Source organism: Azospirillum brasilense (assembly GCF_007827815.1).
Classification (GTDB): domain Bacteria; phylum Pseudomonadota; class Alphaproteobacteria; order Azospirillales; family Azospirillaceae; genus Azospirillum; species Azospirillum brasilense_C.
The window spans coordinates 225824-249485 of record NZ_VITH01000001.1 but is presented as its reverse complement, the minus strand read 5'-3'; the positions used below and the strand labels follow the sequence as shown (position 1 = coordinate 249485).

The window sequence follows — 23662 nt, the reverse complement described above, 5'->3', positions numbered from 1 at the left end:
CGCTTTGTCAGGCCCGCCATTCCTTCCGCAGGATGGCGTACTGCATGGTGTTCTCGTAGAGCGGGACCCCGTCACCGTCCGTCGTGAAGGAGATGAACTCCACGAACAGCCCCTCCTTCCTCATGCCGAGCCGTTCGCACAGGCGCTGCGACGCGATGTTGGTGTCCTCGACATAGGCGTAGAGACGACGCGCCTGCCTCGCGGCGAACAGCTGATCGAAGAAGGCCCGCGCGGCCTCGGCGGCGTATCCCGCTCCCGCGAACTCCGCGTTGAAGTTCCAGCCGACCGAATGGGTGTCCGGCGGTTCGGGCATTTGGAACAGGTCGCCGATCACCCGGCCGGTGCTGCGCAGGCACACGGCGACGTGTTCATCACTGCGGCTGCGCGCGTCCACCTCCGCGGCCGCCGCGTCGAGGTCATCCAGTTTGAGAGAGAGGAAACAATTCGCCCGGGGATGGCGCAGGTAGGCAAGCAGGTCCGCCGCGTCCCCGTCCCGGAAGGGTCTCAGGATCAGGCGCTCGGTGGTGATGGGGTCCATTCATCGCCTCTGCGGAAGGGGCCGGGCGGGGAAGCCGGCAAATCATGGGCCGGTCAATTTTGCCGACCGGCACATTGGGGCCATCAGGAATCCCACTTACGCGGTTGATTGCCAAGCATATTTATGGTTGCACAAAACTTGCTTGTCGGATCTCCAACCCATCGGTCACGAGAAACCGTCATGCAGATCGGCAGCTATTTAACCGAGGTCTCCCGCGTCGTCGCCAAGTTCGCGGTGAAGACCGAGAAGACCGAGAAGACCGAACCGGAGAAGGAGAGCGGCGGCGTCAGCGCCGCCGACGCCTTCCTCAAGGAGGCGCGGAAATCACCGGCCCAGCGCATCCGCGACCAGTTGCTGGCCCGGATGAAGCTGGACGAGCAGTCCCTCGCGGAGATGCCGCCGGAAAAGCGGGCGGCCATCGAGAAGCAGATCGCCGAGGAACTGAAGCGCCAACTGACCGGCGAGCAGGACCGGCGCGGCGCCGCGGTCGACCTGACCGCCTGATAGCTTGGCACCGCTCAGACCGGGGGCGCGTAGCCGAACACCCTCAACGCGTCCTGAAGGTCGGGGAGGACGCGCTCGACCGCCGCCTCGCCTTCGCGGATGCAGTCGTCCGCCCGGTCGAACTCCGACAGGCCGATGTGCCCGAGGCGCGGCGTGATGTGCACGTCCGGCGGCTCGCCCGCCAGACGGGACCGCGCGATGCGGTCGGTGACGATGCCCAGCGAGGAGACCATGACGCCGAACAGGCTCGGCCCCTCGTAGTCGCGCCGGAAGATGCGGCGGCTCAGCGCGCCGATGGGCACGCGGAAGCCGGCGCGGGATTTGGACTCGCCATCCGGCCCTTGCTCCTCGTCGATCAGCTTCAGGAGATCGAACCCCGCCGCGGTCGGCACGGCGGCGCCGGGGCGCCGCGATTTGCCGATGATGTCGGCGGCCAGATTGACGGCGATCACCATCTGGGCGCCCAGGGCCCGGCAGGCCGACACCGGAACCGGGTTGACCAGGGCGCCGTCGACCATCCAGCGCCCCTCGAAGCGCACCGGTGGAAAGACCCCAGGCAGGGAGAAGGAGGCGCGCAACGCGTCCACCAGCGGGCCGTTGCGCATCCACACCTCGTGCCCGGTGACCAGATCGGTGGCGATGGCGGCGAAGGGGTTGGGAAGCTCCTCGATCCGGACGTCGCCCAGATGGTGACGCATCTCGGCGACCAGCCGGTCACCGCCGATCAGCCCGCCGCCCTGGCGCAGCCGCAGGTCCAGATAGCCGACGATCTTCATCCGGGTCAGGCTGCGCGTCCACTCCTCCAGCGCGTCGAGCTTGCCGGCGAGGTGGAGACCGCCGACCAGCGCCCCCACCGAACTGCCGCAGACGATGTCCGCCTCGATCCCGTAGCGCGCCAGCGCCCGCAGGACGCCGATGTGCGCCCAGCCGCGGGCCACCCCGGCGCCCAGCGCCAGACCGATGCGCGGTCGGTGATGGTGCTGGCCGTAGCGATTGCCGGGACCCTGTCCGTTTCCGCCGTCCGCCGCCATGGCGCCTCCTTTGCACGGGGTGGAGCGCGTTCCGGTCGGTATCGTGCCATCCGCCCGGTTAAGGAAGCTTGATCGGTTCCGCCCCGCCGGACAAGGCCCGCCGGATAAGGTCTGGTGAAGTAAGGCCCGGTGGACAAGCACCGGCGCCATCGGCTAAGCCATCGCGATTGCGCTACAGGAAGACGTGCACGTGAGCAAGAAGAGCGGAGAACGGCTGCGCCTCGACGCGGCGACGGAACGGCTGGTCGGCCGCATGCTGCGGGAATGGGTGCGCCCCTACACCGGCAAGCTGATGGTGTCCTTCCTGCTGATGGCCGTGGTGGCGGCGGCGACCGGCGCCTATCCGCTGCTGATCGACCAGGCCTATTCGATGTTCTCCGAGCAGGACCGCGGCATGCTGCTGGTCATCCCGCTGCTGATCATCGTGGTCACGGCGGTCAAGGCGCTGTCCATGTATTCCCAGACGGTGGTGACCACCGACATCGTGCAGCGGATCATCACCGACGTGCGCCTGTCGATGTTCGACCATCTGCTGCGGTCCGACACCGCGCAGCTTCACGCGGCCCCCACCGGGACGCTGACCTCCCGCTTCATCAGCGACGTCGACCTGATCCGCAACGCCCTGTCGCGGACCCTGACCGGGCTGGTGCGCGACATCCTGACGGTGATTGCGCTGGTCGGGTCGATGTTCTATCTCGACTGGGTGCTGTCGCTGATCGTCTTCCTGATCTACCCGATCGCCGCCATTCCCATCGTGAACATCGGCAAGCGGCTGCGGCGCGTGTCGCGCGACACCCAGGCGCAGATGGGCGACATGACCGCCCTGCTGACGGAAAGCCTGGCCGGCGCCCGCATGGTGAAGACCTACTCGCTGGAGGAGTACGAGCGCGCCCGCGCCGCCCGCGCCTTCGAGGACAACTTCGCCCTGACCATGAAGGCGACCCGCGCCCGCTCGCGCATCGACCCGATGATGGAGGTTCTGGGCGGCGCCGCGGTGGCCGGGGTGATCGCCTTCGCCGGCTACCGCATGGCGGTGGGCGAAGGCTCGGTCGGCGCCTTCTCCGGCTTCGTCGGCGCGCTCCTGATGGCGGCGCAGCCGGTGCGGGCCATCGGCACGCTGAACGCCGTGCTCCAGGAAGGTCTGGCCGCCGCCCAACGCATCTTCGAGCTGGTGGACGAGAAGCCGACCATCACCGAGCAGCCCGGCGCCAAGCCCCTGGCGGTGGAACGCGCCGCCGTGTCCCTGCGCGACGTCCGCTTCGCCTACGAGGAGGGAACGGAGACGCTGAAGGGCATCGACCTGGAGGTTCCGGCGGGGGCCACGGTGGCCCTGGTCGGGCGCAGCGGCGCCGGCAAGTCCACGGTGTTCAACCTGATCCCGCGCCTCTACGACGCGACCGGCGGGCAGGTGCTGATCGACGGGCAGGACGTGCGGGCGGTGACGCTGAAAAGCCTGCGCGGCGTGATCTCGCTGGTCAGCCAGGACACCGTCCTGTTCAACGACACGGTGCGGGCCAACATCGCCTTCGGCCGGCTGGACGCCCCCTTCGACGACATCGTGGCCGCCGCGAAGGCCGCCGCCGCGCACGACTTCGTCGCCCGGCTGCCGGAGGGCTACGACACGGTGATCGGCGACCGCGGCGTGAAGCTGTCGGGCGGCGAGCGGCAGCGCCTCGCGCTCGCCCGCGCCTTCCTGAAGGACGCGCCGATCCTTCTGCTCGACGAGGCGACGAGCGCGCTGGACAGCGAGTCCGAGCGGCTGGTGCAGGGCGCGCTGGAGCGGCTGACCCAGGGGCGCACGACGCTGGTCATCGCGCACCGTCTGGCCACCGTGCGCAACGCCGACCGGATCGTCGTGATGGAGGGCGGGCGCATTCTGGAGCAGGGCACCCACGACGCCCTGATCGCGCAGAACGGCACCTACGCCCGCCTGTGCAAGCTCCAGTTCGGCGAGGACGGTGAGGCCGCCCTGCTGGCGCCCTGACCCCGTGAACTGAACGGGCGGGTCGGAATGTGGCCGGCCCGCGGTCATTCCGCCGCGGGCAGCATCTCCACCACGGCGTTGCGCAGCTCCTGGGCGGCGATGGGCTTGTGCAGCAGGGTGTGGCCGCCCGCGCGGGCTTCCGCCAGCCGCTCCGGCGCGGTGTCGCCGGTGATGATCGTCGCCGGCACCGGCGCCCGCAGCCGGTCGCAGACCGCCCGGATGGCGTCCAACCCGGTCTTGCCATCGCGCAGGCGGTAGTCGGCCAGGATGGCGCTCGGCCATTCGCCGCTCTCGACGTGCCGGACCGCGTCCTCAATGGAGCCGGCCGTCAGCACCCGATACCCCCAGCCCTCCAGCATCGCCTGCAGGCCTAGGCGGATCAGCGGTTCGTCGTCGATCACCAGGATCATGCCCCGCCCGTCGCCCGTCACCAGACGGGCTTCCGGCGGCGCGGCGCCGGTGGCTTGGCGGGTGACCAACGGCACGTCGATGCAGAAGGCGGAACCTCGTCCCGGCCGCGAGCGCAGATGGATCGTGTGGCCGAGCAGGCGGGCGAGGCGGCGCACCACCGCCAGGCCGAGCCCCAGCCCCTTGCTGCGGTCCCGCTCCTGGTTGGCGACCTGGAAGAACTCCTCGAAAATCTCCTCGTGCTTGTCGGACCGGATGCCGATGCCTGAGTCCATCACCTCGATGCGCAGGCGGTCGCCCCGGCGTCGGCAACCGATCAGCAGGCCGCCCCGTTCGGTGTAGCGCAACGCGTTTTCCACGAGGTTGCGCAGGATTCGCATCAGCAGGGCCGGGTCGCTGCGGATCGTCAGGGCGCAGGGAACCGCGCGCAACCGCAGCCCCTTGGCCTGCGCCTGGGGGTGATACTCGGCGGCGAGCTGTTCGATCATCGGGCCGATCGCCAGATCCTGCAGTTGCGGCACGATCAGCCCGGCGTCCAGCTTGGACACGTCGAGCAGGCTGTCGAGCAGCATGCGCAGCCCGTCCATGGCCAGCCCCATGGAATCGAGAAGAGGGGCGGCGGGGTGCCCGCCCAGCCGTTCCTCCAGCGCCGACTGGAACAGCATCATCGCCTGGACCGGCTGCCGCAGGTCGTGGCTCGCGGCGGCGAGGAACTTGGACTTCGCGACGTTGGCGCGGTCGGCCTCGGCCTTCGAGGCGCGCAGGGCATCCTCGGCGCGGCGGCGCTCGGTGATGTTGCGGACGATCCCGGTGAAGAAGCGGCGTTCCCCGGCGGTCCATTCGGTGACCGCCAGTTCGATCGGGAAGATCGAACCGTCCTTGTGCCGCCCCTCCACCTCGCGCCCGATGCCGATAATCCTCCTCTCGCCCGTATTCTGGTAGGCCTGGAGATAGCCGTCATGGGCGGAGTGGTAGGGCTCCGGCATGAGGATGCGGATGTTCCGGCCGACCGCTTCGCCGGTCTCGTAGCCGAAGATGCGCTCCGCCGCCGGGTTGAAGCTCTGGATCGTGCCGGTCTCGTCGATCACCAGCATGGCGTCCACTGCGGTCTGCACGATGGCCCGGTGGCGTGCCTCGCTTTCCGCCAGCGCCGCCTCGCGTCGCCGGATGAGATCCGCCGCGCCGCGGATGGCGCGGCCCACCGCCTCGATCTCCGCCACGCCGCCGCCGGGCGGCGGCACGGTGCGTCCGGCGCCCAGGGCCTGGGCCGCTTCGGCCAGTTGGGAGACGGATCGCGTCAGGCGCCGCCCAAGCAGGATCGCCGCCGCGACCCCGATCAGCAGAAGGACCACGCCGCCGCCGGTGAAGAGCAGGAGGGCGTGGCGCGCCGGGGTCGCCACCAGGGCGGTGGGGACGCTCATCGCGACCACCCAGCCGAAGCTGCGGGATCGGTTGTAGGTCTGGATCGCCTCCACACCCTCCAGATTGACGGCGCTGTGGAAGCCGTCCGGTACCCGCTGCATCCCGGTCCACAAGGAGTCGGGAAGGCGCTTGCCGACGAACTGCTCGGTCTGGTGCGACCGGGCGATGACGACGCCGTCCTGGTCGATCACCCCGGCCCGCCAGCCCGCCGGGATGCGTTCCGGCGACACGATGGCCTGAATCCGGTCCTGGGGAATGTTGAGGCTCAGCAGGTAGCGGATCTGGCCGTCGCGGATCACCGGGGCGACGATCGCGAGAAGCGGCATCTGGCTTACGCCGCCGATGAACAGTCCGGTGACCTGCGGTCTTCCCGTGTCCATCACCCGCTGATCGGCATCGAGCACGGTGCGGTCCGGCAGCTCCTCGCCCCAGGGCACCCGGCTGTTGACCCATTGCCGGCCCTGCGGATCGCGCAGAACCACGTTGGTGCCCAGCCGGTCGCGCGTGCCGGCGGCCTGCCGGTAAAAAGCGGCCATATCGCCTGTTGTCAGGCTTTCCGTTGTGGACAGCACCTCGGCGGCGGCGATCAGGCGGCTCACCTCGCGCTCCACATCCTCCGCCAACAGGCGCGTCCGGTCGAGGACGAGCTGTTCCGTTTGCCGGGCCTGCGCGTCGACGTTGCGGATGAGGAGGAACACCGAGAAGAGGACCAGCGGCACGGCGACCGCCATGACGAGCAGGACGAGCCAGCCCCGGACCCGTTGCGGGCGCAGCCAAGCCGTCGGCCGCGGTGGCATCATCGGATTGGGGGTCATCGAATCGGCCGGCGTCCGAACACAACCCGGTGTCGGATCGCTTGCGGACAGCGACCGAGTCGGCGGGGGGCTTCGTCGCGGGTGGTTCCTCGCGGTCCGGACGGCACCGCAGCGCGCGCTCTCATCCCTCGAAGTCCATGAAACGGCTTGGTTTTATCGGGGCCATCGATCAAGGAGACGTGTCCGGTCCGAACGTACCGAGGCATTTCGCAGGCCACCCCTGGGTCACCGGTTGCTTGGCATCTCTAAACCGGATTGTATCATACCACACAATAATCGGTTGAGAATCCATCGACCCGCCCAGGGAAGGGGCCCCGGATGCCCCGCCGGCAATTGGCGCCGGGGCCGATCCGGTCTATGGTCCCGCCTCATGGAACCTTCCCTCGACGATGCGATCCGCCTGCACAAATCCGGCAACCACGCGGGGGCGGAGCCGCTTTACCGTGCCGTGCTGGAGCGCGAGCCGGCGAATCGCGGCGCGCTGCAGATGCTGGCGATGCTTCTGGTGCAGACCGGGCGTCCTGCCGAGGCCGTCGGCCATTTCCGAACCATCCTGCGGTTGGAGCCCGGCGGCGTCGCCGGCTACAGCAACCTCGCCGCCGCCCTGCGTCTGGCCGGGCAGGGAGCGGAGGCCATCGGCTGCCTGCATCGGGCGCTGGCCCTCGACCCGGCGCACGCGGCCTCCTGGTTCAACCTCGGCAACGGCTTGAAGCAGCAGGAGAAGGCGGCCGGCGCCGAGCGGAGCTACCGGCGGACCCTGAATCTTGAACCCGGCCATGCCGGGGCGGCGGGCAACCGGGCGGCGTTGCGTGAGCAGTGGGGCGCGCGCCTGGACGAGGCCGAGCGGCGGAGCGCCGCGGCGCGCCTCCCCTTGGCGGACGCTGAAACCCGGGTTGCGGCGGCGGAGTCCCTGGTGACGGTCGGCGATCCGGCGACGGCGGAAGCGATGGCGCGCACCGCCCTGGACCGCGATGACGGGAACCACCGGGCCAACCGGCTGCTGGGGCGCCTGCTGCTGGAGCGCAGCGGGGCGATGGGGGTGCAGGACGGCAAGCCCTTCGCCGTCGACCGGGCGCTGGTCGAGGAGGCCATCGGCGCCTTGCGCCGGGCCGTCGCCGCCCGCCCGGACGATGACGAGGCCGACTGGCTGCACGTCGCCGCGGTGGCGACGCTGGTGCAGGTGGGTCTGGCGTCCGACGCGGTCCTGCGCGACGGGGCGCGGGCCGCCTGGGTCCGCCTGCGGCGCCACCCCAAGGACACGGTGGCGGCGTCGGTCATCGGCTTCCACGCCTACCGCCGGGACCGGCTCGTCCTCGCCTCCTGGCTGGGCCGGCGCTTCCGCCGGCGCTTCACCGCGGCGGAGGTCGCCCGGGAGCATGAGCTGGGCCTATGGACCATGCTGCGCGCCGACGACGCCTTCTTCCGCGCCCTGCCGCCGGTCGAAACGGTGCTGGAGGGCATGGCCCCCCTGGATTGCCGGATCGCCCCGGTGCCGGGACCCACCGGGGAGCCGGCGGTCTTCTTCTGCTGCGACGACGTCTATTTCCGCCGGTTCGCCCCGGCGCTGCTGGAGTCGCTGGCGGAGCGGATGCCGGGCGCCACGGTCGCCGTCCATGTGGTGGCGCCCTCGCCGGAGACGGAGCAGGCCATGGCCCGTTGGAGCCGGGATGGCCGATTGAGCGTGGGCTTCTCGCTGGACCGGCCGGACATGGCCGGATGGACCGACATCAAGCGCGTCACCTATTACGCCTCTGCCCGCTTCCTCCGCGCCTTGCAGTGGCTGCGCCGCTTGGACCGCCCGCTGATGGTGATCGACACCGACGCGCGGATCGCCCAGGACCTGCGGAGCTTGCGGGAGGACATGGCCGACCATGACGTCGGGTTCCTCATCGACGGGCGCCGCCGTGGGCCGTCGCGGGAAATCACCGTCTGCTTCAACGTCTACAACAACACGCCGGGCGGCGACCGCTTCCTGTCGCTGCTCGGCGCCTACATCGGGCATTTCCTGGCGGGAGCGGAGGTCTATTGGATGCTGGACCAGATGGCCCATTACGCGGTGCTCGACTGGCTGAATCGCCACGAACCGATCCGGGTGCGCCGCTTCGACTTCCTGAACTTCCCCTACTGCCACTTCGTCGGCGCGAAGTGACGCGCCCGCCGGGTCACTCCCGGCCGAGGACCCGGTCGACCACCGTGTCGGCCCACTCGCGGGAGCGGAAGCTGGCCTTGGCCTCCACCGGGTCGTAAACGCGCTCCACCCAGTCCCAGAAGGCGATCGGGCGCTTCTCGTTGTAGGCGGCGTACAGCTCGAAGAAATAGTCGAGGATGCCGGTCTTCGCCTGCTTGAAGTGGCCGTACTTCCAATGGAGCTGCTTGGTCGCCCGCTCCAGCGGCACGCCCTCGTGGATGAAGAGGTAGAGCGCCGACATGAAACCGGCGCGGTCCGCCCCCGACTTGCAATGGAGAAGCGCCGGATACTGCATGGTCGCGAACAGGTCGCGGGCCTTCAGCAGCGTCTCCTTCTTCGGCATGTCGCGGGAGTTGACGGGAAAGTCCACCAGCGTCAGCCCGGCCGCCCGGCAGGCCTCGGCCTCCAGGATGTAGGAGGCGCAGTCGCGGCCGCCGCGCAGGTTCAGGATGGTCTTCACGCCGTGCCGCGCCGCTTCCCGGATGTGCGAGGGCGAGGGCTGGCTCGCCCGGTACATGTTGGGGGAGATGCGGTGGGTGTTCGAATAGACCAGCCGGAAGCAGGCGTGGTCGATGAACACGCTTTCGACATGCCCGAGCGCCCGTTGCAGCGGGGAGACCATGCGCCCGCGCGCCCGCTTGATCCCGTCGGCCAGGGCGGTGGTCGTGTAACGGCGCAACATCTTCCGGGTGGTGGCCACGCAGCAGTCTCCAAATCGACAAGGCCGCCAAGATAGGCACACTTTGCGTGGCGTCAAGGCCGCCGCACCGCTGGGCTGTGCGGCGCTTTGGTCATCCGGCCCGCAGGACGCGCCCGTAGATGTCGTACCGCGCGGCCAGCGACAGCACGATCTCCATGTAGAGATTGATCAGGCCGTTGGCGTAGAAGGCCGGGCAGCCGGTGTAGTGGCGCTCGCCCGCCTGCGCGGTCGGCTCGATCAGGTCGGCGTTCAGGACGATCATGCCGCCCGGCGCCTCCGCGTCATAGACGAAGGCGGTCTGGTGGCGGGGCAGGGGGTGGATGGCCTGGTGGTCGTCGGCCTCGATGTGGCCGGCCCCCATGAACTGGCAGAGCATGCCGAGGCTGCCCATAGCAAGCGGCAGCACCTGCTTCAGGCTGCGGCGCGACAGGTCGTCGTACTCGGCCGGGGTCAGGCCGGGCTTCAGCATCGGCGCCGACTCGCACAGGTTCCAGCAGACGTGGAGCGCGGTGTGGCTGCCCGTCTTGGTGATCGACAGCATGTCGTAGCCGGACGGCGCGTGCAGCACCGACGCCTCCAGCGTGTTGGCGAGGACGAAGCTGGCCGCGGCGAGCGGGGTGATGGCGCCCTCCGCCCGGCAGCGCTCCTCCTCCAGGGTCACCTTGATCGCCCAGTCCTTGATGATGGCGTCCAGCAGGTGGCACACGCTGTCGCGCAGGAAGCCGATCAGCGTCTCCGCCGAGGCGGCGTCCAGCCCGGCGGCGTCGGCGACGTCCAGCCCGTGCGGCGAGTCCGGCGGGTTGCACAATTGCAGATGGCCGTCGGCGTCCAGCGGCATGCGGTTGGTGATGTGGTCGCGCAGGTCGTTGTAGAGGAAAGCCAGCAGCGTGTTGATCGCGACCTTCTCGTAATCCTCCTTGCGGGTGTCCGCGTGGGCCGGGCACTGGCCGGCGAGGCGTTGAAGCTCCTCGGTGAAGAGGTAGTTCGGGTCCTCGGTGATGCGGTGCAGGATCGGCGCGAGGTTGATCCGGGTCATCCCGGCTTCCTCATGCGCGGCGAGATAGGTCAGGGCGAAGTCGTTGGAGCGGGCCATGATGGGGCGTCAATCTCGTGGGTGAGGACGGTCAGCGGTCGCGAAGCCGGTCGTAGACGCCGTAGTCCATGGCGATGCTGGCCACGATGTCGAGATACAGTTTGATGAAGCCGGGCGTGTAGAAGGCCGGGCAGCCGGTGTAGTGCCGCTCGTCGGGCTTGGCGAAGCGGGTGATCGGCTCCGGGTTCAGGCAGATCAGCCCGGCCTCGTCGAGGACGAAGGCCGTCTGGTCCTTGGGCAGCAGGTGGATGGCGAGGCCGTCGTGGGGTTCGATCCCCGACGCCTCCATGTAATGGACCAGCATGCCCAGGCTGGCCATCGACAGCGGCACCACCTGCTTCAGGCTGCGCCGCACGAGGTCGTCGTAAGCCGCCGCGTCCTTGTCCGGGAGCAGCAGGGGGGCGGCCTCGACCATCGCCCAGCAGATGTGGATGGCGGTGTGGCTGCCGGTCTTGGTGATCGACAGCATGTCGTAGCCGGCGCGCTGGTAGAGCGGCGAATCCTCCAGCGTCGTGCGCAGGATGAAGGTGGCGGCGGCGGCGGCGGAGATTTCGCCCGTGCCCTGCGCCCGGTAATGCTCCTCCTCCGACAGCAGGTCGGCCGCCCAGCCGGTGATGAGGCCGTCCAGCAGGTGACAGGTGGCGTCGCGCAGGACCGAGGCCATCACGTCGAGCGGCGCGGCCGCCATCGCGGCGCGGTCGGCCGGGTTGATGCCGTGCGGGGAGCGCGGCGGGATCGGCAGCATCACCTGTCCGCGCTCGTCCAGCGGCAGCTTGGACGCCACATGGTCGCGCAGCCGTTCGAACAGGTAGGCCAGCAGCGTGTTGACCGTCACCTTGTCCGCGTCGTCGGCGTTGGGGGCTGCGTGCATCGGGCACTGGCCGCCGCCGCGCCGCAACTCCTCGCTGAACAGGAAGGCCGGGTCCTTCTGGATGGTCTGGAGGATGTGGGCGATCGAGACGCGCTCCAACCCGGCGTCGGCGTGAGCCTTGATGAAGCTGCTGGCGAATTCGTTGGAACGGGACATCGTGGCCTTGCCGGAACGGAGTAATCCCGTTCAGCCTAGGGCGATTGGCGGGGCGGTTGCAACGGCAACCTCTGTGACCGGTTGACGCTTTCCCGTTGAAATTTGCGGTTTCAACCTTCCGGAACCAGCCAGTCGACCGTGCAGCCACCGCCGGTGGAGGGCAGGGCGGCGTGCAGCGCCGGCAGCAGGTCGCGCAGCGTGTCGTCCAGCGTCCAGGGCGGGTTGACGATCAGAAGGCCGGAGCCGTTCAGCCGGAGGTGGGTGTCCTCCGGGTGCCAGGTCAGCTCGACCCTCAGGATCTTGCGGATGCCGGTGTTCTCCACCGCCTCCTGGAAGCGCCAGACGGCGGCACGCTCCTTGATCGGGTACCACAGGGCGTAAATGCCGGTGGACCAGCGCTTGTGCGCGGCCTTCAGCCCCTCGGCCATGCGGGCGAACTCGTCCGGCTGCTCGAAGGGCGGGTCGATCAGCGCGAGGCCGCGCTTTTCCCGCGGCGGCAGATGGGCCTTCAGCGCCTGATAGGCATCCGTCTTGAAGACCGAGACCTGACGGTCCCCGGCGAACTCCGTCTTCAGGGTCTGCCAGTCGTCGGGGTGAAGCTCGTTGAGGAGGAGCCGGTCCTGCTCGCGCAGCAGCGCCCGGGCCAGCCGGGGTGATCCGGGATACCAGCGCAGCCGCCCGTCCGGGTTCAGAGCCGACACCGCGTCGAGATAGGGCCGCAGCGCCGGGTGCGGCGCCGGCCGGCCGAACAGCCGTCCGATTCCGCCCTGGAACTCCAGCGTCTTGCGCGCCGGTTCGGAGTCCAGGTCGTAGCGCCCGATGCCGGCGTGGGCGTCGAGCACGCAGAAGGGCGCCGGCTTGGCGCGCAGATGATCGATGATCAGCGCCAGGACGGCGTGCTTCATCACATCGGCGGGGTTGCCGGCGTGGAAAATGTGACGGTAGTTCATGGGGCAGGGATTTAGCCCATCGGGGCGTTCCGCGCCATCCCCTGCGAGCGGGTCATGACGATGCCGGGCGCGACGCCGGGATCAGTCCAGGGAGGCGACCTGCTGGGCGTTGCGGAAGGTGCGGCGGGTGCTCGGCGCGATGCTGGCCGGTTCGGAGTCGCCGCAACGGGCGGATTCCAGCAGCTTGGCGCTCTTCGGGTCCAGCTCGTTCAGGTGCTGCCAGATCTTGCAGACGTAGTTCTGGGCCTGACGGGTGGAGCCGCCGTTGTAGCGGGCGACGGCGGTCTTCCAGCTGCCCTGCTCGCCGTGCAGGCGAAGCAGCAGGCGGCCGGCGTAGTTGACGTTCTCGCGGGGGTCGACGATCCGCTCCACCGGCTGGAACTCGCCACGGTGGGTGCCCAGCGAGATCTGCATGCAGCCGACATAGACGTTCTGCCGAAGCTGGCCGCGCTTGTCGCGGAGGTGCCGGGCGGCGTCATTGGCGTTGCGGGCGTAGACCGGACGGCCTTCCACGCTCATCGCGAAGGGGGTCGGGGCGCCGTCCTGCCCGCTTTCCACCAGGGCGATGGCGACGAGAAGGCCGGAGGGGATGTTGAACTTGCGCTCGGCCTCCACGGCGTGGGAGACGCAGCTGCTGTCCTGGGCGGCGGCGGGCTTGGCGAGGAGGACCGGAGCGGCGGCTAAGCCCAGTGCAAGAGCGATCCAGCCGCCATACGTGCGTCGCACGCGCTGAGTTCGATCCTGCATATCCTCGGTCCCCTCGTTCGTTGCCGGGGTCATCCGGCTTCGTTTTGGCCCCCCGCGCGGGGCCGCCATTACCGGTCACCGAGTCGCTTACGGTGACCGCCTCCTACCCGAAAGTTCAGCGCCCACCATCGGGCGCCGAAGCCACACTTCCAAAAATTTTATACAGCGTCAATCTATTTGCGGCCCGGTAATACCACGCCTTTCGCTCGAACGATGTCACAAGGCCGTTGGAAAAGCCGACTCCCCGCCTCGGACTTAGCCATTAAGGCACTGATTCCGAAGCCGTTTGAAAAACCGAAAGTGGTGGATTGTGCAAAAGACGTACAATTTCCTCCAAACGGCCTAATGCGACGGTCTGACGCTCGATTCGTGGTTGGATGACCTCCTTCGGATGCCTCTTGCGCGCGTCTCGAAGCTGGTGCAGGAGTTCACGTCGTCTCTCGCAGTCCGGAGTCTCCCGGAGGGGGACGGCGCCGGCGCATCTCCCATAGCGAAGTGATCGTGGATCGCGATTCAACGGCTCAAGCCGAGCGGGAGGGGGCAGCCCCCCTCGTCCAACCCGGAGACGTTCCGGGCATGTTGTTCCAGACTGGCTATGACCGACTCTACGCCGCCGACGCGGTGGGGGCGGCGCGTGCCTTCCGCCTTGCCTGCGCCGCCGACCCGGCGTCGGGTGAGGCTTGGGGCGCCTTGGCCGACAGCACGCGGGACGCGGGCGAGGCCGCTGGATCTCTGGCCGCCTGCGGGCGGGCGGTGGCGCTCGACCCCGGCGTGTGGCCCTGGCGGATCGCGCTGGCCGAGGCGTTGCGGACCGCTGGCCGGTTCGAGGAGGCCGTGGCCACCGGGCGGGTGTTGACGGCGGAACGGCCGGATTCCGCAACGGCCCGGCTCGGCCTCGCCCGTGCCCTGGCGGCGTCGGGCAGGCGGGACGCCGCGCTGGAGGAGTACCGCGAGGCCGTGGCTCTGCGCCCCGGCGACCGCGAGGCGGCGTTGGAACTGGCCGCCCTGCTGGTCGAGGCCGGCGACGCGCTGGGCGCGGTCGAACTGCTGCAGCCCTTGTCCCGCCGGGACCCGGAGGACGCGGACCTGCACGCCGCCATCGGGCGGGCCTGGATCGCGCTGCAGGAGCCGGCGAAGGCATTGACCGCGCTGCGCCGTGCCGAACACCTCGACCCGGACGGCCGACTCGGCTGCGCGGCGTTGATTTCCGCACTGGAGGGCGGCGCGGGAGAGGACCTGTCGGCCGCCTATGTGCGCGCCCTGTTCGACCGTTACGCCGACCGCTTCGACCAGGATCTGGTGGGCAAGCTGGGCTACTCCGCGCCGGCCCTGCTGCGCGAGGCGGTGGACCGGCTGGGGCCGGCTTCCGAACCTAGAGCTTCCGAACCTAGAGCTTCCGAACCTGGGGCTTCCGAACCTGGGGCACCTGGGTTGCGGGTGCTGGACCTCGGCTGCGGCACCGGCTTGGCGGGCGTGGCGTTCCGCCCCTTGGCGGCGTATCTCGCCGGGGTCGATCTCGCCCCGCGCATGGTCGAAAAGGCCCGCGCCCGCGCGCTCTATGACGAGTTGGCGGTCGGCGACGTGGTCGCGGCGCTGGCACCGGCGCCGGGAAGCTGGGACCTGCTGGTCGCCGCTGACGTGCTGGTCTATCTCGGCAACCTGACCGCGCTGTTTGACGGCGCCGCCAAGGCTCTGCGGCCGGCGGGCCGCTTCGCCGCGACGGTGGAGCGCCTGGAGGGGGACGCGGCGGGCGCCGGCCATGCGCTCGGCCCGTCGCGGCGCTACGCCCACACCGAAGCCTATCTGCGCGAGACGGCGGCGGCGGCGGGCCTGACGGTGCGGCTGATGGAGCCCTGCTCCCCCCGCCGGGAGAAGGGCGTCGGTGTGCCGGGGCTGCTCTTTATATTGGAGAAGCCGGAAAACTGACAAAGACGCCGCTCGGGACGGGGGTGTGAGTCACGCCTCCGCCCGGAACGGCTGCAGGCTGAGCAGGGCGCAGTCCCAATAGGGGCGCGGGCCGAAACGCTCAGCTAGGAAATCAACGAAGACGCGGACCTTCGGCGACAGATGCCGGTTCTGTGGGTAGACCGCGAAGACGTTCGACTCCGCCATGTAATAGTCCAGCAGCAGGCACTGGAGCTGCCCCTTGGACAGCGCTTCGCCGCACAGGAAGGTGGGCAGCACGATGATGCCGACCCCGGCGATAGCGGACTCGCGCAGCAGGTCGCCGTTGTTGGTGCGCAGCGAGCCCGACACCCGGACGGAGCGCATGGCGTCGCCAACGCGGAACTGCCACTGCTCAGCAGTCGGAACATTGGTGTAAATCAGGCAGTTGTGATTGGACAGCTCATCCGGCGTCTGAGGAGTGCCGTGCTTCTCCAGATAAGCCGGGCTTGCGCAGACCACCTGCCGGTTGGGGGCCAGCCGCTTGGCGATCAGCGAGCTGTCGCGCAGCCGCCCGATGCGCACCGCCAGATCGTAGCCCTCGTCGATCAGATCCACGTAACGGTCGTTGAGGTCCATCTCGATCTCGATGGACGGATAGCGCTCAAGGAACTCGGCCACCGCCTTGGCCAGATGCAGCAGTCCGAAGGACACCGGCGCGTTGACCTTCAGCCGCCCGCGCGGGGCGGCGTGCAGGTCGGCGACGGCCTGTTCCGCCTCCTCCAGGTCGGCGATGATGCGGGTGCAGCGCTCGTAATAGGCTTGTCCCACCTCGGTCAGGCTGAGCTTGCGCGTGGTGCGGTTCAGCAGCCGCGCCCCCAGCCGGTTCTCCAGTTCCGCGATGCGGCGGGAAACCACGGACTTGGACAGGTTCAGGCGCTCCGCCGCGGTGGTGAAGCTCTTGGTGTCCACGACCTTGATAAAGGCCATCATGTCGTCGAGGCGGTCCATGCCATTGTTCTACACCTGGGAACAATGAAGTTCCAGCGCCCTGGATTTGCCGAAACGGGGCAACGCGCTATCTTTTGGGACGCCGCAGCCTCCGGCGCGGCCGCAACGACAGAGGGGAGACGAGACATGGCGAAGGTTCTGGTGCTCTACTACAGCAGCTACGGCCACATCTCCACCATGGCGCAGGCGATGGCCGAGGGCGCCCGCTCGGTTCCGGGAACCGAGGTGACGGTGAAGCGCGTGCCGGAGCTGGTCCCCGAGGAGGTGCGGCAGAAGGCGCACTTCAAGGAAGAGCCGAACATTCCCATCGCCGACCCGAACGAGCTGGCCAACTACGACGCCATCATCCTGGGCGTGCCGACGCGGTACGGCAACATGCCGGGCCAGATGAAGAACTTCCTCGACCAGACGGGCGGCCTGTGGGCGAAGGGCGCGCTGGTCGGCAAGGTCGGCGCCGCCTTCTCCTCCTCGGCCACCCAGCACGGCGGGCAGGAGAGCACGATCCTCACCACCCACACGGTGCTTCTGCACCACGGCATGGTGATCGTCGGCCTGCCCTACAGCTTCCAAGGCCAGATGGGCGTGGACGAGGTGATGGGCAACAGCCCCTACGGCGCCAGCACCATCGCCGGTGGCGACGGCTCCCGCCAGCCGAGCGCGGTCGAACTGGACGGCGCCCGCTACCAGGGGCGTCACGTCGCGGAGATCGCCAAGAAGCTGCACGGTTGAGGCGGAGCACCCTCTCCCGCCGTCCGGGCGGGGGAGGGAGGCCGCAAGAAGGGGAGTTCAGGGCATGGGCCTGTTGATCGACGGCCGCTGGCACGACCAGTGGTACGACACCAAGAACAGCGGCGGCGCCTTCGTCCGTCCGGAGACCCAGTTCCGCAATTGGGTGCGGGCCGACGGCTCGACCCCGTTCCAACCGGAGGCCGGGCGCTACCACCTGTTCGTGTCGCTGGCCTGCCCCTGGGCGCACCGCACGCTGATCCTGCGCAAGCTGAAGGGGCTGGAGGACGCCATCGGCGTCACCGTGGTCGATCCCCTGATGCGCGAGGAGGGCTGGACCTTCCCCGAGCCCGATCCGATCACCGGCTCCACCCGCCTGCACGAGGTCTACACCAAGGCCGATCCCACCTACTCGGGGCGCGTCACCGTCCCGGTGCTGTGGGACAGGAAGACCGGGACCATCGTCAGCAACGAGTCCGCGGAGATCGTCCGCATGCTGAACCGGGAATTCGACGCCTTCGGCGACGCCTCGCTGGACTTCTACCCGGCGGAGTTGGCGGAGGAGATCGACCGCCTCAACGCCTTCGTCTACGACCGTGTCAACAACGGCGTCTACAAGGCCGGCTTCGCGACCAGTGAGGAGAAGTACGAGCAGGCGTTCGACGCCCTCTTCGCGGCGCTCGACGAGTTGAACGAGCGGCTGGCCGACCGGCGCTATCTGCTGGGGAACCGGCAGACCGAGGCCGATTGGCGCCTGTTCACCACGCTGGTGCGCTTCGACGCCGTCTATGTCGGCCACTTCAAGTGCAACCTGCGCCGCATCGCCGACTATCCGAACCTATCCGGCTATCTGCGCGACCTCTATCAGGTGCCCGGCGTGGCGGAGACGGTCGATTTCCACCACATCAAGCGGCACTATTACGCCAGCCACACCATGATCAACCCGACCGGCATCGTGCCGAAGGGGCCGGCGCTGGACCTCGACGCGCCGCACGGCCGTGACGCGGTGGGGTGACTTTTTGAATGAGGGGAGGGGTGATCGGGGTCAGGGCTTGTAGCAGCGCGCCATGTCCTGGTTGGGCCCGATCATCTCGCACTGGAAGCTGTTGGAGAATTTGAAGCGGAAGGGCCCGGTCTTGCGCACGCTGACCAGGGTCTGCCCGCCGGGATTCTTGAAGGCCACCCAGGCCGAGGCGTCGAAATGGGTGGTGATTCCGTTGCTCAGCCGCACGCGGCCCTGGTTGTCCTTGATGACCTGCACGCCCGTGTTGAAGGCCATGACGCCGTTCGGCGTCTCGGACGCCACGGCGAGGCCGTTCGTGCAGTTCACCCCCTCCGGCTGAACCGCCACGCACTCATAGGGGCGCGGCTGCGACGCGGTGAGCACCATGGCGTAGATCGCCACTTCCAGAACGTTCATGGGCATGCGGAATCTCCCGGCAATCCGCACAAGGGTGCAGCAATGCACCGTGTACAGAATAATTCCGCCGTGGTTACGAAAAGTATAATGTCGCGGTCAAGGTTCTACTCTTTCGCGGACAGCGCTTTTTCCAGTTTCTCGCGCAGGCCGACCGGGGTCAGCGGCTTCACCAGATAGCCGGTGGCACCGGAGCGCAGGGCCGACAGGACGACGTCCGACCCGTCGTGCTTGGTCAGCATGATGACCGGCGCCCGCCCGTCCAAGGCCTGCAGAAAGGCTAGGCCGCCCATCGGCGCCATGTCCACGTCGCAGAAGATCGCGTCGAAATCGACCCGGTTGCAGCGGGCCAGCGCCTCCGCCCCGTCGGCGGCCTCGATCACCGTGCCGACACCCAACTGCTTCAGCAGCCGCACCGAGACGCTGCGGGTCACCACCTCGTCCTCAACGACCAGCACCGCGCACGAATTGAACGACACGGCCACCCTCGCGCTTCGTCCCGTGGACACCCCTAAGGGTTACGCCCGCATGATATATCAGCGCGAAAGAAACTCAAATGCGTGCAATCAAAATTTTCACGTCGGCCAGCGCGCGGTCGAGGGCCGCCGCGTCCCGCCGCGCGATCGTCGCGTCGCCGCGCAGGGCCGCCTCCTCCACCGAGCCGAACAGGTCGGCGAGACGCCCGGCCCCGGCGCTGCGGGCGGCGCCGGCCGCCGAATGGGCGGCCAGCCGGACACCATCCAGGTCGCCGGCGGCCAGCCGCTCCTTCAAGGAGCGTGACAGCGCGTCGGCGTTTTCCAGGAACAGGGCGTAGAGCATCGTGACGGTCGGGCCAGGGCCGCCGAAGTTGCGCAGCATCGGCTCCACATCGAGAATGTCCCGGTCGGACGGCGGGAGGTCTGCCGGGTGCGCTTCGCGCTGGCTGGACGGCGGCTGGGGCACGGCGACGGCTTCCGGCAGGACACGGTATGGCCGTACAGTGCGTGTGGCAATTCAACCCGGTCAAGCCGGGCCCGGCGCGACGAATGGACGCTTCGGCGCCGCAGCATCCGGTCGCGGAACCTGGGAAGGCGCAGCCTGTTCCCCAACGTCGCCAACGACCGCTGGAACGCCCGAGCGATGACCGCCGCACCCGAAGAACAGAGTCTGGACACCCTGATCGTCGGCGGCGGCCCCGCCGGGTTGACCGCGGCGATCTATCTGGCGCGCTACCGCCGCCGCTTCCTGGTGGTGGATTCCGGGGCGAGCCGCGCCTCCTGGATTCCGCTGTCCCACAACCACGCGGGCTTTCCGGACGGGGTGACCGGCGACGAGCTGCTGGCCCGCATGCGCGCCCAGGCGGAGCGTTACGGCGCCCGGATTGTGCCGGGAACGGTGACCGCGGTGGAGCGCGGCGACGAGGGCTACCGCGTGCGGACGGAGGACGGCCGGCTGTTCCGCGCCCGCACCGTGCTGGCCGCCACCGGCGTGATTGACCGTGAGCCGGAACTGCCCAACCTGTATCAGGCGGTTCAGCGGGGGCTGGTCCGCCATTGCCCGATCTGCGACGGGTTCGAGGTGACCGGCCACCGCATCGGCGTCATCGGCCACGGCACCGGAGCCCTGGGGGAGGCGCTGTTCCTGCGCACCTATTCCCGCGACATCACCGTCCTGACGCTCGGCGAGCCGATGAATCTGGAGGAGGCGGAGGAGCGCCGCATGGCCGAGGCCGGGCTGCGCGCCGTCGAGGAGCCGGTGGTGGAAATCCACACCGAGGGCGGGCGGATCGCCGCCCTGACCACGGCGTCCGGGGAGCGGCTGACCTTCGACACTCTGTATTCCGCCCTGGGCTGCCACCCGCGCAACGAGGCGGTGAAGGGGCTGGGCGTGCGCATCGGGCCGAGCGGACGGCTGGTCACCGACGGGCACCAGCAGACGGGGATCGAGGGGCTCTACGCCGCGGGGGACATCGTGGAGGGGCTGAACCAGATCTCGGTCGCCATGGGACAGGCCGCGATCGCCGCCACCGCCATCCATCGCCGACTCCTGGCGGAGGACGGGGACCTCTGAGGGACGATGCCTCCCTGGCGAGTGGCCAGCGGTCCCGGGCAAAGTGTCGCATTTGACATTAATGAATGGTAATACCAAACCAATGGCTTGAGCTATGCTCTTGGTTTGATGGAGCTTCCAGGAAAGGCATGAAGGGTTATGCCTTTTGGGCTCGGCCGGACGTTTACACCTGATTAAGAATTTGGGCCTTAGGACTCTCGCCATTGCGAGAGGCGGTCCGTGCGGCGGGTGTGGCCCGGTGCACAGCGGGATGAGCGAAACGGCGGCATGATGCCGTCATCGATCAACCCCCCGATCAACCCGGCCAGCCTGCCAGAACGAACGGAACCTGCTCCATGGCCCAATCCGTGACCCGCGCGCTTCAAGCCATCAAACGCCACAACGCCAAGCCGGAGCAGATCGACCACGCGATCCTCAGCGCCATCAACGTGACGCTGTGCATGCAGTCCGGCGGCAACGACCGGGTCGCGGAAGGCTTCAACCAGGACATCGCGCTGAGCGGACGGGCCTTCGGCGTCCGGAGCTGACCTACTCCTCCATTTCCTCCCGCTTCCGCAGTTCGTCCTGCAGCAGATAGCGGGCCTCTGGCGGCAGATCGCCGATGGCCTCGGCCAGCACGCGCAGGCGCCGCCGCAGCCCATAGACGGTGTCGAGCAGCGACAGCACCACCGGCATCGCCTCGTCGTCGAGCGCCAAGTCCTCCCGCAGATCGCAGATCATTTCCAGCCGGGCCATGTCGGCCGCGCTGAAGACGAAACCGGTCCCCTCGTGACGCGGCCGCAGCCAATGCCGCTCCACCCACACCGTCAATTGGGCGGAGGAGACGCGCCGGCAGATCGTCAGCACTTCGTCGGTCCGCCATGCCACGCCGTCCTGGTCCATGCCGTTCCGGTCCATCTCATGCGGCCTCCATATCCCGTCTCGGGTTGTGGTCGGTCTTCCAATCCCGGACGAACGCCTCCAGCGCCGGGTCGGGCGCGTCGGGCAGGGCGATGCGCAGGGTCACATACTGGTCGCCGCGCGCCCCGTTCGCTCCGGGAAGGCCCTTGCCCTTCAACCGCAGCCGCGTGCCGTTGTTCGCCCCTTTCGGAACGGTCAGCATCACCGGCCCGTCGATGGTCGGCACGCGCACCTTGCCGCCCAGCACCGCCTCGGCCAGGGTCACCGGCAGGTCGAGCTGGATGTCGTCGCCGTCGCGCCGGAACCAGGGGTGGGGGGTGACCTTGACGGTCACCAGCGCGTCGCCGGGCGGACCGCCGTTGCTGCCGGGCAAGCCCTGACCCTTCAGGCGGATGGTGCCGCCATCCTCCAGCCCGGCGGGCAGGTCGATCTCCAGCGTCTTGCCGTCCGGCATGGTGACGCGGCGCTTGCCGCCCTTGGCCGCCGCCAGGAAGTCGACGGTCAGCGCCATGCCGAGGTTGCCGCCCTTCATCGGCATGGCGGCGCCACGCGCGCCGCCGCGCGCGCCGAACAGGTCGGCGAAGATGTGCTCGAGATCGTCGGACGCGAAGCCCTCGGCATGAGCGTAGCGGGCGCCCGCCGGGCCTTCGGCGAAGTCGCGGTAATAGTGGCGCTGCGGCCGTTCCTGACCGGAGTCGTCGATCTCTCCGCGGTCGAAGCGGGCACGCTTGTCGGCATCCGACAGCAGGCCGTAGGCGGCGCTGATGTCCTTGAAGCGCTGCTCGGCCTCCGCCTTGCCGGGGTTGAGGTCGGGGTGGTGCTTCTTGGCCAGCTTCCGGTAGGCCTTGCGGATCTCGTCGTCCGACGCGGTGGGGGATACGCCCAGAATCTCGTAAGGATTGCTCATGGCGATGACCGTCAGTGAAAAGCGGGGGTCAGCGGCAAAAGGGTGAGCACGTGTGACGTGTATGTGTACAAGGCCTCCCCGCAAATCAAGAGGGCGGCCCATCCATACGGCGCACGGTGCCTGTGCTTGCGGCCGGGATGGCGACCGGGTCGAAAGCGCCAATATAGTGCGGGCCGGACTTGCTTCCGGTTGAATGTTCCCGAAAGGAGCCCCGAAAAGGAGTTGGTGAGGGAGGGACCCCACGACATGCCGCGCACGCACCCGTTCTTCATGCCCACCGACCAGGCCGTCGCCGACCTGCGGCGGCGTCACAAGACCGCGAATGTGCTCCAGTCCCTCCTCCTGCTCGGCGGCATGGTGCTGCTGCTGGCTCTGTGCGGGATGATCCTGGCCGGGGTGGAGGGGGTGCTGTGGGCGCTGCTCGGCGGCGCCGTCAGCCTGCTGTTCAGCCCGCGCCTGTCGCCGCGCATGGTGCTCGGCATGTTCGGCGCCCGCCGCCTGACCCATGCGGAGGCCCCGGTCCTGTTCGACGCGCTGGCCGTCATCGCCCGGCGGGCGGAACTGCCCGCGGTGCCGGAGCTGTGGTACGTCGCCAGCCCGGCGCTGAACGCCTTCGCCGTGGGCAGCCGCCACCAGTCGGCCATCGCGGTCACCGACGGGCTGCTGCGCGCGCTCAGCCTGCGCGAACTGGCCGGTGTGCTGGCCCACGAGGTCAGCCACGTGCGCAACAACGACCTGACCGTGATGGGGCTGGCCGACACGGTGACCAGCCTGACCCGGCTGATGTCGGTCTTCGGGATGGCCCTGCTGATTCTCAACCTGCCCCTGCTGATGATGTGGCAGGAGGGAGTTCCCTGGCTGCTGGTGCTGCTGCTTATCGCCGCACCCTGGATCGGCGTCCTTCTGCAACTCGCCCTGTCGCGCACCCGGGAATTCGACGCCGACCTCGATGCCGCTCACCTGACCGGCGACCCGGAGGGCGTGGCCTCGGCGCTCGCCCGGATCGAGCGGCTTCAGCACAGCCCGTGGGAGGGGCTGCGCTTTCCTGGCCGCCGCCGGGCGCAGAACATCCCGTCCCTGCTGCGCACCCACCCGGACACCGAGGAGCGGGTGCGCCGCCTGATGGCGTTGCGCACCCCGCCGCCGGTCCTGCCTGGGCTCGACGCCCACCCTCTGCACGCCCGGCCGCACCTCGCCATGCCGGCGGCGCTGCGCCGCCCGCGCTACCGGATCGGCGGCTACTGGTACTGAGGTTACAGGGCCGGCGTCCGCCACTCCTGGACTCGGGGTGCCCGGCTGGGTAGAACCGACGGGCGCGGTCGGGCAATTTTCCCAAACCCCAGGCTTGTCCGGGGACGGCG

At 68.9% G+C, this 23662-nt stretch carries 23 protein-coding genes; 9 read left to right on the top strand and 14 right to left on the bottom strand.

Annotated features, from left to right (window positions below; translation table 11 throughout):
- Positions 1–7 precede the first annotated feature (7 nt).
- A complete protein-coding gene (locus FBZ83_RS01145) occupies positions 8–538 on the bottom strand; it encodes a GNAT family N-acetyltransferase (protein WP_145680704.1) in 531 nt (176 codons plus the stop codon).
- A 180-nt stretch (positions 539–718) separates the two neighbouring features.
- On the opposite strand from FBZ83_RS01145, the gene FBZ83_RS01140 reads away from it, so the two are divergent.
- Positions 719–1042 carry a hypothetical protein gene (locus FBZ83_RS01140; RefSeq protein WP_145680703.1) on the top strand — a complete coding sequence of 108 codons (324 nt, stop codon included), beginning with the start codon at positions 719–721 and terminating at the stop codon, positions 1040–1042.
- A gap of 14 nt (positions 1043–1056) precedes the next feature.
- Here the strand turns inward: FBZ83_RS01140 and FBZ83_RS01135 are convergent, their stop codons facing one another.
- On the bottom strand, positions 1057–2073 hold the full coding sequence (locus FBZ83_RS01135) for a patatin-like phospholipase family protein (RefSeq protein ID WP_145680702.1): 1017 nt from the start codon (positions 2071–2073) through the stop codon (positions 1057–1059).
- A gap of 190 nt (positions 2074–2263) precedes the next feature.
- On the opposite strand from FBZ83_RS01135, the gene FBZ83_RS01130 reads away from it, so the two are divergent.
- A complete protein-coding gene (locus tag FBZ83_RS01130; RefSeq protein ID WP_145680701.1) occupies positions 2264–4057 on the top strand; it encodes an ABC transporter ATP-binding protein in 1794 nt (597 codons plus the stop codon).
- A gap of 44 nt (positions 4058–4101) precedes the next feature.
- Here FBZ83_RS01130 and FBZ83_RS01125 read toward each other — a convergent pair whose 3' ends face one another.
- Positions 4102–6687, bottom strand: coding sequence for a PAS domain S-box protein (locus FBZ83_RS01125; protein ID WP_247888085.1), 2586 nt, complete (start codon positions 6685–6687; stop codon positions 4102–4104).
- A gap of 385 nt (positions 6688–7072) precedes the next feature.
- Between FBZ83_RS01125 and FBZ83_RS01120 the strand changes: the two genes are divergently transcribed.
- Positions 7073–8851: a tetratricopeptide repeat protein gene (locus tag FBZ83_RS01120; RefSeq protein ID WP_186465945.1), complete on the top strand. Its 1779-nt coding sequence runs from the start codon at positions 7073–7075 to the stop codon at positions 8849–8851.
- Positions 8852–8864: 13 nt separating this feature from the next.
- Here the strand turns inward: FBZ83_RS01120 and FBZ83_RS01115 are convergent, their stop codons facing one another.
- From FBZ83_RS01115 to FBZ83_RS01095, 5 genes are all read right to left on the bottom strand, one after another.
- The gene (locus FBZ83_RS01115; RefSeq protein ID WP_247888084.1) at positions 8865–9590 is read right to left on the bottom strand and encodes a fused DSP-PTPase phosphatase/NAD kinase-like protein; all 726 of its coding nucleotides are present in this window, start codon (positions 9588–9590) and stop codon (positions 8865–8867) included.
- Positions 9591–9681: 91 nt separating this feature from the next.
- Positions 9682–10683 carry a hypothetical protein gene (locus FBZ83_RS01110; protein ID WP_145680698.1) on the bottom strand — a complete coding sequence of 334 codons (1002 nt, stop codon included), beginning with the start codon at positions 10681–10683 and terminating at the stop codon, positions 9682–9684.
- A gap of 31 nt (positions 10684–10714) precedes the next feature.
- Entirely contained in the window at positions 10715–11710 is a 996-nt protein-coding gene (locus FBZ83_RS01105) for a hypothetical protein (RefSeq protein ID WP_145680697.1), read from the bottom strand.
- 110 nt (positions 11711–11820) lie between these two features.
- Positions 11821–12660, bottom strand: coding sequence for a 23S rRNA (adenine(2030)-N(6))-methyltransferase RlmJ (locus tag FBZ83_RS01100; protein ID WP_145680696.1), 840 nt, complete (start codon positions 12658–12660; stop codon positions 11821–11823).
- Between the two features lie 81 nt (positions 12661–12741).
- Positions 12742–13386, bottom strand: coding sequence for a transglycosylase SLT domain-containing protein (locus FBZ83_RS01095; protein WP_247882931.1), 645 nt, complete (start codon positions 13384–13386; stop codon positions 12742–12744).
- Between the two features lie 597 nt (positions 13387–13983).
- Here FBZ83_RS01095 and FBZ83_RS01090 point away from each other — a divergent pair.
- Positions 13984–15333, top strand: a complete 1350-nt coding sequence (locus tag FBZ83_RS01090) for a tetratricopeptide repeat protein (protein WP_247888083.1) — start codon at positions 13984–13986, stop codon at positions 15331–15333.
- A 30-nt stretch (positions 15334–15363) separates the two neighbouring features.
- Here FBZ83_RS01090 and FBZ83_RS01085 read toward each other — a convergent pair whose 3' ends face one another.
- Positions 15364–16302: a LysR family transcriptional regulator gene (locus tag FBZ83_RS01085; RefSeq protein ID WP_145680694.1), complete on the bottom strand. Its 939-nt coding sequence runs from the start codon at positions 16300–16302 to the stop codon at positions 15364–15366.
- 126 nt (positions 16303–16428) lie between these two features.
- On the opposite strand from FBZ83_RS01085, the gene wrbA reads away from it, so the two are divergent.
- Positions 16429–17031: an NAD(P)H:quinone oxidoreductase gene (wrbA, locus tag FBZ83_RS01080; RefSeq protein WP_145680693.1), complete on the top strand. Its 603-nt coding sequence runs from the start codon at positions 16429–16431 to the stop codon at positions 17029–17031.
- A gap of 64 nt (positions 17032–17095) precedes the next feature.
- Entirely contained in the window at positions 17096–18043 is a 948-nt protein-coding gene (locus tag FBZ83_RS01075) for a glutathione S-transferase family protein (protein WP_145680692.1), read from the top strand.
- A 30-nt stretch (positions 18044–18073) separates the two neighbouring features.
- Here the strand turns inward: FBZ83_RS01075 and FBZ83_RS01070 are convergent, their stop codons facing one another.
- From FBZ83_RS01070 to FBZ83_RS01060, 3 genes are all read right to left on the bottom strand, one after another.
- Positions 18074–18454: a hypothetical protein gene (locus tag FBZ83_RS01070; RefSeq protein WP_145672131.1), complete on the bottom strand. Its 381-nt coding sequence runs from the start codon at positions 18452–18454 to the stop codon at positions 18074–18076.
- 98 nt (positions 18455–18552) lie between these two features.
- Positions 18553–18924, bottom strand: coding sequence for a response regulator (locus FBZ83_RS01065; RefSeq protein WP_247888082.1), 372 nt, complete (start codon positions 18922–18924; stop codon positions 18553–18555).
- Positions 18925–18997: 73 nt separating this feature from the next.
- On the bottom strand, positions 18998–19387 hold the full coding sequence (locus tag FBZ83_RS01060; protein ID WP_145680690.1) for an Hpt domain-containing protein: 390 nt from the start codon (positions 19385–19387) through the stop codon (positions 18998–19000).
- A gap of 177 nt (positions 19388–19564) precedes the next feature.
- Between FBZ83_RS01060 and FBZ83_RS01055 the strand changes: the two genes are divergently transcribed.
- Both FBZ83_RS01055 and FBZ83_RS01050 read left to right on the top strand, forming a co-directional pair.
- Entirely contained in the window at positions 19565–20494 is a 930-nt protein-coding gene (locus FBZ83_RS01055) for an NAD(P)/FAD-dependent oxidoreductase (protein ID WP_145680689.1), read from the top strand.
- A 335-nt stretch (positions 20495–20829) separates the two neighbouring features.
- Positions 20830–21021, top strand: coding sequence for a hypothetical protein (locus FBZ83_RS01050; protein ID WP_014198714.1), 192 nt, complete (start codon positions 20830–20832; stop codon positions 21019–21021).
- A gap of 1 nt (position 21022) precedes the next feature.
- Here the strand turns inward: FBZ83_RS01050 and FBZ83_RS01045 are convergent, their stop codons facing one another.
- Together FBZ83_RS01045 and FBZ83_RS01040 are read right to left on the bottom strand one after the other, a co-directional pair.
- On the bottom strand, positions 21023–21391 hold the full coding sequence (locus FBZ83_RS01045; protein WP_145680688.1) for a chaperone modulator CbpM: 369 nt from the start codon (positions 21389–21391) through the stop codon (positions 21023–21025).
- 1 nt (position 21392) lies between these two features.
- The gene (locus FBZ83_RS01040) at positions 21393–22301 is read right to left on the bottom strand and encodes a DnaJ C-terminal domain-containing protein (protein ID WP_145680687.1); all 909 of its coding nucleotides are present in this window, start codon (positions 22299–22301) and stop codon (positions 21393–21395) included.
- A gap of 246 nt (positions 22302–22547) precedes the next feature.
- Between FBZ83_RS01040 and FBZ83_RS01035 the strand changes: the two genes are divergently transcribed.
- Positions 22548–23552, top strand: coding sequence for a zinc metalloprotease HtpX (locus tag FBZ83_RS01035; protein WP_145680686.1), 1005 nt, complete (start codon positions 22548–22550; stop codon positions 23550–23552).
- Positions 23553–23662 lie beyond the last annotated feature (110 nt).

Bases quoted from the DNA above. Each gene is read 5' to 3' on its own strand.
- FBZ83_RS01140 (WP_145680703.1), top strand. From the start codon at position 719: ATGCAGATCGGCAGCTATTTAACCGAGGTCTCCCGCGTCGTCGCCAAG.
- FBZ83_RS01145 (WP_145680704.1), bottom strand. From the start codon at position 538: ATGGACCCCATCACCACCGAGCGCCTGATCCTGAGACCCTTCCGGGAC.
- FBZ83_RS01105 (WP_145680697.1), bottom strand. From the start codon at position 11,710: ATGTCCCGTTCCAACGAATTCGCCAGCAGCTTCATCAAGGCTCACGCC.
- FBZ83_RS01045 (WP_145680688.1), bottom strand. From the start codon at position 21,391: ATGGACCGGAACGGCATGGACCAGGACGGCGTGGCATGGCGGACCGAC.
- FBZ83_RS01090 (WP_247888083.1), top strand. From the start codon at position 13,984: ATGTTGTTCCAGACTGGCTATGACCGACTCTACGCCGCCGACGCGGTG.
- FBZ83_RS01100 (WP_145680696.1), bottom strand. From the start codon at position 12,660: ATGAACTACCGTCACATTTTCCACGCCGGCAACCCCGCCGATGTGATG.
- FBZ83_RS01070 (WP_145672131.1), bottom strand. From the start codon at position 18,454: ATGCCCATGAACGTTCTGGAAGTGGCGATCTACGCCATGGTGCTCACC.
- FBZ83_RS01125 (WP_247888085.1), bottom strand. From the start codon at position 6,687: ATGATGCCACCGCGGCCGACGGCTTGGCTGCGCCCGCAACGGGTCCGG.
- FBZ83_RS01050 (WP_014198714.1), top strand. From the start codon at position 20,830: ATGGCCCAATCCGTGACCCGCGCGCTTCAAGCCATCAAACGCCACAAC.
- FBZ83_RS01085 (WP_145680694.1), bottom strand. From the start codon at position 16,302: ATGGACCGCCTCGACGACATGATGGCCTTTATCAAGGTCGTGGACACC.
- FBZ83_RS01040 (WP_145680687.1), bottom strand. From the start codon at position 22,301: ATGAGCAATCCTTACGAGATTCTGGGCGTATCCCCCACCGCGTCGGAC.
- FBZ83_RS01055 (WP_145680689.1), top strand. From the start codon at position 19,565: ATGACCGCCGCACCCGAAGAACAGAGTCTGGACACCCTGATCGTCGGC.
- FBZ83_RS01135 (WP_145680702.1), bottom strand. From the start codon at position 2,073: ATGGCGGCGGACGGCGGAAACGGACAGGGTCCCGGCAATCGCTACGGC.
- FBZ83_RS01120 (WP_186465945.1), top strand. From the start codon at position 7,073: ATGGAACCTTCCCTCGACGATGCGATCCGCCTGCACAAATCCGGCAAC.
- FBZ83_RS01110 (WP_145680698.1), bottom strand. From the start codon at position 10,683: ATGGCCCGCTCCAACGACTTCGCCCTGACCTATCTCGCCGCGCATGAG.
- wrbA (WP_145680693.1), top strand. From the start codon at position 16,429: ATGGCGAAGGTTCTGGTGCTCTACTACAGCAGCTACGGCCACATCTCC.
- FBZ83_RS01035 (WP_145680686.1), top strand. From the start codon at position 22,548: ATGCCGCGCACGCACCCGTTCTTCATGCCCACCGACCAGGCCGTCGCC.
- FBZ83_RS01075 (WP_145680692.1), top strand. From the start codon at position 17,096: ATGGGCCTGTTGATCGACGGCCGCTGGCACGACCAGTGGTACGACACC.